Here is an 11334-nt window from a genome sequence, read left to right as displayed (position 1 = left end):
TCATGCGGGAAATTTGGTAGCGGAGGAGGGACTCGAACCCCCGACACGCGGATTATGATTCCGCTGCTCTAACCACCTGAGCTACTCCGCCCCGAAAGGCCATGCGGCGCGCCTGTTGGCCCGCTCGGCAGGCGGCGCATTTAGGGCGCGAAGCCCATGCGGTCAACACTCATTTGCCCCTAAATGCGAAGCGGCGCAGGAATTCCCACGGACCGCCGCGATAGGCGTGGAGAGCGAGGCCCGGAAAGGCGAATTCGCGCGGCTCGATCAGGCCCGAAAGCTGGGCCTGCAGCGCCTTGGCCTCCTTCGAGGTGACCTTGTTCTGGATCGTCACGTGGAGCCGGGGGCGATGCTGGTCCTGCTGGGTCAGCATCCCGCGGAAATACTCGGCAATTTCGTCCCGCAGGGCGAGAAGCTCCGGGCTCGACAGCTTGATTGCGGTCCCCCCACCTAGGGACATCAACCCCTCGACCTGCCCCTTGATCGGCGGAACCTCGCCCACCAGCCGCGCGAGGTAGCGGCGCGCCTCCTCCTCGCATTGCGCGGGGATGGCGTGAAAAAGCGTGACGTGTGCCTCGAGATAATTGCGCTCGGGCGGGAAATGCTGCGTGCGCAAATCGGTGTAACGGCGATGCAATTCGGGCGGGAGCTCCGCCGTCAGGATCAGGGGCGCGCCCTCGCCGCTCACACTTGCGCTCACATTTCCCCGCGCTCGCGACGCAGCTTGCGCCAGGCGGCGGCGTTGCGGTTATGCTCTTCCAGCGTCTCGGCAAAGACGTGCCCGCCGCTGCCGTCGGCGACATAATAGAGCGCCTTGGTTTCGGCCGGGTCCAGCACTGCAGCGATGCTCTCGCGGCCCGGATTCGTGATCGGCCCGGGCGGCAGGCCTGCCACGGCACGCGTGTTGTAGGGATTGGTGCTGCGCAATTCCGACACCCGGATACGCCGACCAAGCGGCTTGCCCTTGGTGATCGGGTAGATCGTCGTCGCGTCCGCGCCCAGCATCATGCCGATGCGCACGCGGTTGGACAGCGCGCCCGCCACCATCGGGCGCTCGTCGGCCTGCGCGGTTTCCTTCTCGACGATGGAGGCGAGGACGAGCGCTTCTTGCGGAGACTTGACCACGGCCTTTGCAGTGCGGCTTTCCCACGCCTCGGCGAGATAGGTGTCCATCGCGGACTGCATGCGCGCGAGAACGGCTGCCCGGCTCTCGCCGCGTTCGAAATCATAGGTGTCGGGAAGCACCGAGCCTTCTTCCGGCACCTCGATATTGCCGGTCAGGAGGTCTTCGGCCATCAGCCGTTCGTAGACGAGGATGGACGGCAGGCCCTCGGGCACGGTCACGAAGCGGCGGATGACGTCCCCGCTCTGCAGCGTGTCGACGATCGCGGAAAAGCTCGCGCCCGCAGGCAGCATGAATTCGCCCGCCTGGATCGGGTCATCGCCGCCCAGAACCTTGGCGCGCAGCAGCATGGCGTCGGCATCGTCGATGATGCCCTGTGTCTCGAGGTCGCGGGCGATCGAGGTCAGCGTCGCGCCTTGCTTGACGACATAGGGCGTGTCTTCCTCGAGATTGCTCGCCGCGTTGTAGGGCGCGACGAACCAGCCCGTGGCCAGCACGGCGATCAAGGCCAGCACCGCCCCGACTAGGGCGAGCTTCTTCACCTTAGTCGACCTTCTTGACGATCAGCGAGGCGTTGGTCCCGCCGAAGCCGAAGCTGTTGTTGAGCGCGGCCTTCACTTCACGCTTCTTCGCGGTCAGCGGCACGAGATCGACGCCTTCGGTGCCTTCGTCCGGATCGTGGAGGTTGAGCGTGGGCGGCACGACCTGGTCGCGGATGGCGAGGATGCAGAAGATCGCCTCCACCGCGCCCGCACCGCCGAGAAGGTGGCCGATCGCCGACTTGGTGCTGCTCATCGAAGCGCCGCACAGATCGTCGCCCAGCACGCGCTTCACCGCGGCCAGTTCGATCGTGTCCGCCATGGTCGAGGTGCCATGGGCGTTTACGTAGTCGATGTCGCAGGGTTCGAGGCCCGACTTCTTCAGCGCCATCTTCATCGCCAGTTCTGCACCGCGGCCTTCGGGATGCGGTGCCGTGACATGATAGGCATCGCCCGACAGGCCATAGCCGACGACTTCGGCGTAGATCTTCGCGCCGCGTGCCTTGGCGTGTTCGTATTCTTCGAGGACTACCACCCCAGCGCCTTCGCCCATGACGAAACCGTCACGATTCTTGTCGTAGGGGCGGCTAGCCTCTTCGGGGCGGTCGTTCATGCTCGTGTTGAGCGCGCGCGCCTGCGCAAAGCCTGCCACGCCGAGCGGGTTGATAGTGCTTTCTGCGCCGCCTGCCAGCATGATGTCGGCATCGTCCAGCGCGATCATACGCGCCGCATCGCCGATCGAGTGCGCGCCGGTCGAACAGGCGGTGACGACCGCGTGGTTCGGGCCCATCAGGCCGTATTTGATCGAGACCTGCCCGCTGATGAGGTTGATCAGGCGTCCGTGGACGAAGTGCGGGCTGACCCGGCCGGGGCCGCGCTCTTCCAGCACGAGCGATTCGCTCTCGATGCCCGGCAGGCCGCCGATGCCGGAACCGATGGAGACGCCGGCGCGTTCCTTGGTTGCATCGTCCATCTCGGTGAGACCGGCGTCTTCCAGCGCCTGTCCCGCGGCGTCGATGCCGTAGACAATGAAAGGGTCGACCTGGCGCTGGACCTTATGGTCGACGCGCTTATCGGGGTCGAAGCCGTATTCATGGTCCTTGGGCTTCACTTCACAGGCGATGGTGGCCTTCTGGCCTGTGGTGTCGAAGCGGGTGATCTGCCCTGCCCCGCTCTTTCCGGCGATAAGGTTTGACCAGGTGGTTTCGACGTCGCCGCCCAGCGGGGTGACGAGGCCAAGTCCGGTAACGACCACACGACGCATGAAATTCTCCGCAAAAAAGACAACAGGCCCGGCCCATTATCAGGGTCGGGCCTGTCCGGTCCCGCGTTACGCGGGTGCAAAAAGCACTTTGGGCTTAGCCCTTGTGCTCTTCGATGTACTTGGTCGCATCGCCGACGGTGGTGATCTTCTCAGCCGCATCGTCGGGAATTTCCACGCCGAATTCTTCTTCGAAGGCCATGACCAGCTCGACGATGTCGAGGCTGTCTGCGCCCAGGTCATCGATGAAGCTGGCTTCCTGGGTGACCTTGTCTGCTTCGACGCCGAGATGCTCGACGACAATCTTCTGCACGCGGTCGGCAGTATCGCTCATTTATATTCCCTCTCATCTTGGGGGTTATTACGTTGCGTCACGCCCTAATGAACGGCGCGGCGCAGCGCAAGGGCAACTCGTCCGGTCATTCGAACCCATTGTCGGTTTTGGTCGTTGCTTGGGCAGTTACCATTTTGAAAAGGGAAGCAAAATCATGGCTACCACCGTATTCAAGAGCCTCACCGACACCACCTTCGATTCGGTCGAAGGATACCGCCAGGCCGGCGAAAAGGCCGACAGCCCGCAGCTGAAGCAGGCCCTGCAGCAGCGTTGCAGCCAGCGTGAAGGCACGCTGCGCCAGATGAACGCGGAACTCGAACGCCAAGGCGACGAACTCGTCACCAAGGGCACGATGACCGGTGAAGCGCACCAGATGTGGCAGAGCATTACCTCCGCATTCGAGAGCGACGACGAAGCCGCTGCCGAACGCGTCGAGGAAGGCGAAGACTACATCAAGGGCAAGTTCCAGGAAGCGCTCGAAAGCAACCAGCTCGAAGCGCAGGAACGCGCCATCGTCGAGCAGTGCTACAACGAAATCTGCGAAGGCGAACGCTTCGGCGACATGATCGAACAGCAGTACGACTGATCCAGCGAGCAGTCGTAAAAGAGAGGGCGCGGAGTTTGATCTCCGCGCCCTTTTTGCTTGTTGGGCGTTGAGGGGAAATGCGCTCCCCACTCCCCTTACTGCTGGCTTCCGCGGCCCTTGCCGCCTGCGTCACAGCACCGCCGCCGCTCCCCAGCTACAGATACGCCGGCATCGACCTCGGCGCGACGATCAAAGGCAAGGTGGATCTCATCGACCGCTGCCTGATCATCGAGCCGGTTCTCGACGGGCAGCGGCAGCCACTCGTGCACCTCATCATGCCTCTCGGCACACGATTGTCAGGAGACACTATCATCCTGCCGTCCGAAAACGGCGGCGCCCGCATTGATCTGGGCACCGTCGCGCGCTTCCAGGGCGGGTACAACACCATCGACGAAATGATCACGTGGGCGCGCAACCCCGGCAAGTGCCGGGGCGACGCCTTCATCGTGAACCGGACCTACCCGTAGGCCGAGGTGACGGTCAGCCCTCCGGCGGAGCGTCGCGCTTCGTGGCTTCGGAGTTCAGGTCCGTCTTTTCCGCCGGGCTGGCCGCCTTCTGGGCTTCCAGCGCCGCACCGCCAAGACGGATATGCACATCGCGCAGCTGGCTCGGGGCGACCACGCTGGGCGCGCCCATCATCAGGTCCTGCGCCTTCTGGTTGAGCGGGAATGCGATCACTTCGCGTATGTTCGGCTCGTCGGCGAGCAGCATCACGATGCGGTCGATGCCCGGGGCCGAACCGCCGTGCGGCGGGGCGCCCAGCTTGAAGGCTTCGATCATGCCCGAGAAGTTCGCGTCCACGTCGGCCTGCGTATAACCGGCGATTTCGAACGCCTTATACATGATGTCCGGGCGGTGGTTACGGATGGCGCCCGAGGACAGTTCGTAGCCGTTGCATACGATGTCGTACTGCCAGGCGAGGATATCGAGCGGGTCCTTGGTTTCCAGCGCTTCCATCTCGCCCTGCGGCATGGAGAAGGGGTTGTGGCTGAAATCGACCTTCTTGGCGTCTTCGTCGTATTCGAACATCGGGAAGTCGACGATCCAGCAGAACTTGAAGCAGCCTTCCTCGATGAGGCCCAGCTCCTCGGCCACGCGGGTGCGCGCAGCCCCTGCCAGCTTGGCCGCGTCCTTTTCCTTGCCCGCGGCAAAGAACAGGCCATCGTTTTCGCCAAGGCCAAGTTCGGCGTAGAGCTTTTCCATACCCTCGGTGCCGTGGTTCTTGGCGATCGGGCCGCCGAATTCGCCGCCCTTGCGGGTGACGTAGCCGAGGCCCGCGAAACCTTCGCGGCGCGCCCAGTCGTTCATCTCGTCGAAGAACTTGCGGCTCTTGTCCTGCGTGTTCGGGGCCGGGACCACGCGCACGCGGCCGCCGGTGCCGACGATCTTCTCGAACAGGCCGAAGCCCGAAGTGGTGAAGTGGTCGGTGACGTCGCTAATGATCAGCGGGTTGCGCAAATCGGGCTTGTCGGTGCCGTATTTCAGCATCGATTCCGCATAGGGGATGCGCGGGAACTCACCGGCGGGCGTCACGGTCTTGCCGTCCGCAAATTCCTCGAACACGCCGGCCAGCACCGGTTCGATGGCCTGGAAGACGTCTTCCTGCGTCACGAAGCTCATCTCGAAGTCGAGCTGGTAGAACTCGGGGCTGCGGTCGGCGCGCAGGTCTTCGTCGCGGAAGCAGGGCGCGATCTGGAAGTAACGGTCGAAACCGGCGACCATCAGCAGCTGCTTGAACATCTGCGGCGCCTGCGGGAGGGCGTAGAAACGGCCCGGGTGAAGGCGGCTGGGCACGAGATAGTCGCGCGCGCCTTCGGGCGAGGATGCGCCGAGGATCGGGGTCTGGAACTCGCTGAAGCCCTGGTCGGTCATGCGGCGGCGCAGGCTGGTGATGACCTGGTTGCGCAGCATGATGTTCTTATGAACGCGCTCGCGGCGCAGGTCGACGAACCGGTACTTGAGACGCGTTTCTTCCGGATAGTCTTCCGCCTGGTTCACGATCAGCGGCAGGTCTTCCGCGCGGCTCTGGATTTCGATCTCGCGGGCGAAAACCTCGATCTCGCCGGTGGGCAGGTTCTTGTTCACCGCCACTTCGTCACGCGCCTTCACGGTGCCATCGATAGTGACGACCGATTCCAGCTTGAGCTTTTCCAGCACCGGCAGCGCGCTGCTGTCGCTGTCGGCAACGATCTGCGTGATGCCGTAGTGATCGCGCAGGTCGACGAAGAGCACGCCGCCATGGTCGCGCTTGTTATGCACCCAGCCCGACAGGCGAACGGTTTCGCCGACATTGTCCTTGGTCAGCTGGGCGCAGGTGTGGGTACGATAGGCGTGCATCTGGAATTCTTTCCAATTTGGGATGTATGGCGCTAAGGGCGCGCCTGAATCACTTGGTGCGTGGCGCAGCCCTCTAGCGAGGAATCGCGCGCGCTAACAGGGCAAGGGCGACTTTTTGTCAAGTCCGTCCAGGCCGGGAGCGGTACTCCGCTCAAGACAAGAAAAGACACGATGAAAATACACGACCTGATTACCGATACCGACACCCTCGCCGCCCTGTGCGAGCGTTTGGCGAAGAGCGACTTCGTCACTGTCGACACCGAGTTCATGCGCGAAAACACCTATTGGCCGGAACTGTGCCTGGTGCAGATCGCCAACGAGGAAGAGGCCGCGGCGATCGATCCGCTGGCCGACGGGATCGACCTTGCGCCGCTGTGGGATCTGCTGTGCGACAACGAGGAGGTCCTCAAGGTCTTCCACGCCGGAGGGCAGGATGTCGAGATCGTCTACAATTTCACCGGCAAGACACCGCACCCCATCTTCGACACGCAGATCGCGATGATGGCGATCAGCCAGAACGAACAGATCGGCTATGCCAATCTCGTCGAAAGCTGGATGGGGATCACGGTCGACAAGGGCGCGCGCTTTACCGACTGGAGCCGCCGTCCACTGACCGATCGCCAGATCGAATACGCCATCGGCGACGTGACGCACCTGTCCAAGATCTTCCCGATGATCCTCAACAAGCTGATCAAGACCGGGCGCGGCGTCTGGCTGGATGCGGAAATGGACAAGCTCGCGGATCCGGCGAATTACGCGAACAATGCCGATCTGGCGTGGAAACGCATCCGCTCGCCGGGGCGCAATCCCACCGTACTCGGCCGCCTCAAGGCGCTTGCGGCCTGGCGCGAGAGCGAAGCGCAGCATAAGAACATTCCTCGCGGACGCATCATGCGTGACGAAACGCTGGCCGATATCGCCAGCCATCCGCCCAAGAAGCAGGGCGACCTGACCAAGGTGCGCGGCCTATCGAACGCGTGGAAAGACAACGACATCGGCAAGCGGCTGATGAAGGTCATCGACAAGGCCGAGCCGCTGCCCAAGGACGAAATGCCCGAAAAGCCCAAGCGCGGCGCGCCGCTGGGCAAGGAAGGCGCGCTGGTGGCGGACCTGCTCAAGCTCCTCCTCAAGATCCGCGCCCGCGAGATCGACGTAGCCGCCCGCCTGCTGACCCGCGCGGACGAGATGGAAGCTCTGGCGGCGGGTGTGCGCAAACTGCCTATCCTGCAAGGCTGGCGCTACGAGGTGTTCGGCAAGGACGCGCTCGAACTGGTCGAAGGCCGCCTTGCTTTCGCGGTCAAGGATGGCCGCCTTTTGATGACCCATGTCGACGATATGCACGCCGGCATGATGGAAGCCGCGCAGGACGAGGTGATCACGGGCGAGTAGAGTTTCCGTTCGTGCTGAGATTGTCGAAGCACCGCTTTTTCTTCTAGCGCGTCACCAGAAGTGAAGTACGGCCCTTCGACAAGCTCAGGGCAAACGGATAGAGCCGAAACGACATGTCCACTTACCTCCCTACCCTCAAGCAGCTGCAATACCTCGTCGCGTTGCACGAACATGGCCATTTCGGCCGTGCGGCGGACGCCAGCTTCGTATCGCAGTCGACGCTGTCGGCAGGCATTCGCGAGCTTGAATCGCTGCTTGGCGTGACACTGGTCGAACGCAGCCGCCGTGTCGTTCGCTTCACTGCGCTTGGCAATCAGGTGGTCGAGAAGGCGCACCGCGTGCTGCGCGAAACCGAGGAACTGGCCGATCTGGTCCAGGCGGCGGGCAAGCCGCTGGCGGGCCAGCTGCGGATGAGCGTCATCCCCACAATCGCGCCCTTCATGCTGCCGCGTTTCCTGCCGCGCCTGCGCAAGGAACGCCCCGATCTCGAGCTGTTCCTGCGCGAGGAAACCAGCCACGACGCTGTCGAATCGCTCCAGCATGGCCGGGTAGACTGCGTCCTTCTCGCCCTGCCCTTCGCCACCGGCGAGGTCGACAAGGCGCATATCGCCGACGATCCGATCTATGTCGCCTTTCCCAAGGACGACCCCCGCGATCCGCCGGAGACCGTCACGGCCGACATGATCGACGACGGGCGCCTGCTGTTGCTGGAAGACGGCCACTGCCTCAAGGACCACGCGCTGGCGGCCTGCAACCGGCCCGAACTACGTGGCTCGACCACGATGATCGGGACCAGCCTGCACACGCTGGTCCAGATGGTCGACAACGGGCTCGGGCTCACCATGCTGCCCGAAATGGCCGTGGACGCAGGGATCCTGAAAGGGACGGACGTCGTCGCGCGCCCGCTCAAATCCAGGCAGGCGAGCCGCGAGATCGCGCTCATCTGGCGCAAGAATTCACCGCGCCGAGACGATTTCGAATTGCTGGCTGAGGAATTGCGCGCCGGTTAGGCGGCTTTGGGCTGCGCCTGCGCCTTGCTCTTCACGAACTTGTCGAGCTTTTTATAGGCAAAGAGCGGCACGATCACGCTGAGCGCAATCCCGCCGAGCGCGCAGATACCGAGCCAGATCGCCATACCCGTGCCACCCGATGTATACATGCCGTAAAGCACGGGTGCGGCCAGTACGAGACCACGGACCTCGTTGAAGATCATTGCGACGGCACCGACCTTGAGCAGTGCTGCGAGAAGCATATGAATGGTTGCGCTCATGTCTCATGGTATGAACGCGATTGGTTGATAAATCGTTCACCATGCAACGCGCGTTGCATCTATGCCGCAAACCGTTTCGTCGCAGCAATGTGGCCGCGCTTGCCTTAATCCATGTGTTTGAGGCCGACGCGCAGGTAATCCCAGCCGGTGATGACAGTCATCACCGCGGCCGCCCAAAGCGTCACGAGGCCGACCGTGTGCGGCACGTTGGCCTCCACGCTGCCCAGCATGACGTTCCATTCCGGCAGGCCCTGCCCGAGGATGAGTGAGCCGAGGGCAAGAAGCTGGAAGGTCGTCTTCCATTTCGCCAGCCGGCTGACGGGCACGGATACCTGCAGGCCACCCAGGAATTCGCGCAGGCCCGACACGGCAATCTCGCGCACGAGGATGATGAGGCCCGCGATCACGTGCGCGTCGCCCACATAAGGCCCGCGCAGCACGCCCTGCGCCGCCAGCACCAGGATCACGGCTGCCACCATGATCTTGTCCGCAATCGGATCGAGGAAGATGCCAAGCTTCGACACCGTTCCGCTGGTGCGCGCCAGATAGCCGTCGAAATAGTCGGTAATCGCCATCAGCGCATAGAGGCCGAACGCCATCAGATAGCCTGCCTCCCAGCCCGGCCACCATAACAGGAAAGCCAGCACGGGTATCGCCACGATGCGCGACAGGGTCAGGATGTTGGGCAAATTCAGCATCTGGAATGCTCCCCTAACGGCATTCGCCCTGCCGCAAAAGATACCAAGCGGGGTTGTCCGCCGCCGCGATGTCTCTACCAAGGGTTCCTATACGGAAGGTTTCCTCCCGGGGGGTCATGTTCACAAGTACGCATCTCCTGCGCACGCGGCGGTTCCTGCCGCTGTTCGTCACGCAGCTTTTCAACGCCTTCAACGACAATCTCTACAAGACCGCGATGGTCCTGTTCGTCGTCTATCAGATCTACAATTCGGAAGAGGCGGAAGGGATGTTCTCCGCCGTGGCTTCGGGCCTGTTCATCCTGCCCTTCTTCGTCCTCTCGGCGCTGGCGGGGCAGCTGGCCGACATGCGCGACAAGGCCGCGATCATCCGCCGGGTGAAGGCCTTCGAAATCCTGCTCATGCTGATCGGCGCGACCGGCCTATTCCTTGCTTGGCGCGGGTACGAAATGCCGGTGAACCTCCTTGGCATCGACACCAGCGTGCCGGTCCTCCTGATGCTGCTGGCGCTGTTCATGACCGGCATCCAGTCGACCTTCCTCGGCCCGATCAAATACGCGATCCTGCCGCAACATTTGCGCAAGGAGGAAGTGCTGGCGGGCACCGGCCTCGTCGAGGCGGGCACCTATATCGCCATTCTGGCGGGCACCATCCTTGCCGGCTGGATCCCGGTCGAGGTGGCTGCCGTTGGCATTATCCTGACCTCCGTCGTGGGCTATCTGGTGTCCCGGCAGGTGCCGGACGCTCCGCCGCAGGGCGCGGTCGAAAAGCTCGATTGGCACATCCTGCGCGCCTCGGTGAAGCTGGTGCGCGACACGATGCACCAGGCGGAAGTCTTCTACGCTATCCTTGCCATAAGCTTCTTCTGGACCATCGGCGCAGTGCTCTTCATCCAGTTCCCGCCGCTCGCCAAGAACGTGATCATGGCGAGCAAGGAAGTGGCAAGCATCTTTCTCGTGGTCTTCTCGGTCGGGGTTGCCATCGGCTCGGTCGCGGTGGGTGCGCTGCTGAAGGGCAAGGTTTCGGCGCGCTACGCCCCGCAATCGGTGATCGCGATGGGCGTCTTCGTGGTCGCCTTCTATGCCGTGTGCAAGCTGTGGCAGGCGGACAAGCCGGACCAGTTGCTCGACGTCGCGGGCTTCCTTGCCTGGCCGATGGCCTCGGTCATCCTTCTGTGCCTGCTCGGCATTGCGGTCGCGGGCGGTATGTTCGTCGTACCGCTCTACGCTTTCCTCACCACGCGCGTGGCGCCGGACAAGGCCTCCCGCACGATAGCGGCGAACAATATCGTCAATTCGGGCGCGATGGTGGGCGGATCACTTCTTGCCATGGCGATGAGCGCCGCGGGCGTGCCGATCGTGGAACAGGTGCTGATAAGCGCAGCCATGTGCCTCGTGTCGGCATGGCTCGGCAAGCGTCTACTCGAGGCCGAGCGCGCCTCCGGGATGCACGAAGAATAGGGCTCTTGGCCCTCGCCCCTTTTTAGATGATGAAGGCGAGAACCGCAGCGACAGTCGCGAAATAGGTCGTCGCCACACCGCGCACGTCGTTCGCCGTCAGCTTCCAGTCGACCAGCGTGCCTTGCGGCGTGTCCGCAAACATGCGGCGGCGGGTCGGCAAGCTGGCCCGCATCCAGTGGCGGGCGGCTTCGTTCGAGAGGACAAGTGCGCGTCTCATGATGCCTGTTTAACGTTTTTTTAACTATCGGTTTCCCCGCAAATCCGCCCTGCCCCAGTTCGGGACAGCTTTTCCAAATCACGGGGATAAGTGGGAACCGCGATGCATTCGATTGCGCGAGAC

Annotated in this window: 13 protein-coding genes and 1 tRNA gene; 5 read left to right on the top strand and 9 right to left on the bottom strand. The window is 63.0% G+C overall.

Features of this window, described 5'->3' with window-relative positions:
• Positions 1–14 precede the first annotated feature (14 nt).
• The 5 genes from K3148_RS10800 to K3148_RS10780 all read right to left on the bottom strand — a co-directional run bounded on the left by K3148_RS10800 (position 15) and on the right by K3148_RS10780 (position 3257).
• Positions 15–91 (bottom strand) — tRNA-Met (locus K3148_RS10800).
• 78 nt (positions 92–169) lie between these two features.
• Entirely contained in the window at positions 170–700 is a 531-nt protein-coding gene (locus K3148_RS10795) for a 2'-5' RNA ligase family protein (RefSeq protein WP_221424800.1), read from the bottom strand.
• Entirely contained in the window at positions 697–1665 is a 969-nt protein-coding gene (mltG, locus tag K3148_RS10790; protein ID WP_221424799.1) for an endolytic transglycosylase MltG, read from the bottom strand. Before mltG ends, K3148_RS10795 begins: the two co-directional genes overlap by 4 nt.
• A gap of 1 nt (position 1666) precedes the next feature.
• Positions 1667–2926 (bottom strand): beta-ketoacyl-ACP synthase II, encoded by a 1260-nt coding sequence (fabF, locus tag K3148_RS10785; protein ID WP_221424798.1) that lies wholly within the window; start codon positions 2924–2926, stop codon positions 1667–1669.
• Positions 2927–3020: 94 nt separating this feature from the next.
• Positions 3021–3257, bottom strand: coding sequence for an acyl carrier protein (locus tag K3148_RS10780; protein ID WP_006834437.1), 237 nt, complete (start codon positions 3255–3257; stop codon positions 3021–3023).
• Positions 3258–3411: 154 nt separating this feature from the next.
• On the opposite strand from K3148_RS10780, the gene K3148_RS10775 reads away from it, so the two are divergent.
• A complete protein-coding gene (locus K3148_RS10775) occupies positions 3412–3843 on the top strand; it encodes a ferritin-like domain-containing protein (RefSeq protein WP_221424797.1) in 432 nt (143 codons plus the stop codon).
• Positions 3844–3920: 77 nt separating this feature from the next.
• Positions 3921–4310, top strand: coding sequence for a hypothetical protein (locus K3148_RS10770; protein WP_221424796.1), 390 nt, complete (start codon positions 3921–3923; stop codon positions 4308–4310).
• Between the two features lie 13 nt (positions 4311–4323).
• On the opposite strand, the gene aspS is transcribed toward K3148_RS10770, so the two are convergent.
• Positions 4324–6180, bottom strand: coding sequence for an aspartate--tRNA ligase (aspS, locus tag K3148_RS10765; protein WP_221424795.1), 1857 nt, complete (start codon positions 6178–6180; stop codon positions 4324–4326).
• A gap of 171 nt (positions 6181–6351) precedes the next feature.
• Between aspS and rnd the strand changes: the two genes are divergently transcribed.
• Together rnd and K3148_RS10755 are read left to right on the top strand one after the other, a co-directional pair.
• On the top strand, positions 6352–7569 hold the full coding sequence (gene rnd, locus K3148_RS10760) for a ribonuclease D (protein WP_221424794.1): 1218 nt from the start codon (positions 6352–6354) through the stop codon (positions 7567–7569).
• 113 nt (positions 7570–7682) lie between these two features.
• On the top strand, positions 7683–8579 hold the full coding sequence (locus K3148_RS10755) for a hydrogen peroxide-inducible genes activator (RefSeq protein WP_221424793.1): 897 nt from the start codon (positions 7683–7685) through the stop codon (positions 8577–8579).
• On the opposite strand, the gene K3148_RS10750 is transcribed toward K3148_RS10755, so the two are convergent.
• Both K3148_RS10750 and pgsA read right to left on the bottom strand, forming a co-directional pair.
• Positions 8576–8839 (bottom strand): hypothetical protein, encoded by a 264-nt coding sequence (locus K3148_RS10750; protein ID WP_221424792.1) that lies wholly within the window; start codon positions 8837–8839, stop codon positions 8576–8578. The two genes, K3148_RS10755 and K3148_RS10750, sit on opposite strands and share 4 nt — an antisense overlap.
• Before the next feature lie 104 nt (positions 8840–8943).
• On the bottom strand, positions 8944–9537 hold the full coding sequence (gene pgsA / locus K3148_RS10745) for a CDP-diacylglycerol--glycerol-3-phosphate 3-phosphatidyltransferase (protein WP_221424791.1): 594 nt from the start codon (positions 9535–9537) through the stop codon (positions 8944–8946).
• 116 nt (positions 9538–9653) lie between these two features.
• On the opposite strand from pgsA, the gene K3148_RS10740 reads away from it, so the two are divergent.
• A complete protein-coding gene (locus tag K3148_RS10740; protein WP_221424790.1) occupies positions 9654–10994 on the top strand; it encodes an MFS transporter in 1341 nt (446 codons plus the stop codon).
• Positions 10995–11016: 22 nt separating this feature from the next.
• Here K3148_RS10740 and K3148_RS10735 read toward each other — a convergent pair whose 3' ends face one another.
• The gene (locus K3148_RS10735; RefSeq protein WP_221424789.1) at positions 11017–11211 is read right to left on the bottom strand and encodes a hypothetical protein; all 195 of its coding nucleotides are present in this window, start codon (positions 11209–11211) and stop codon (positions 11017–11019) included.
• Positions 11212–11334: the final 123 nt, after the last annotated feature.

The organism is Qipengyuania aurantiaca, assembly GCF_019711375.1.
Lineage (GTDB): Bacteria > Pseudomonadota > Alphaproteobacteria > Sphingomonadales > Sphingomonadaceae > Qipengyuania > Qipengyuania aurantiaca.
The sequence above is the reverse complement of the archived record's forward strand: the minus strand, read 5'-3'. Positions and strand labels throughout refer to the sequence as shown.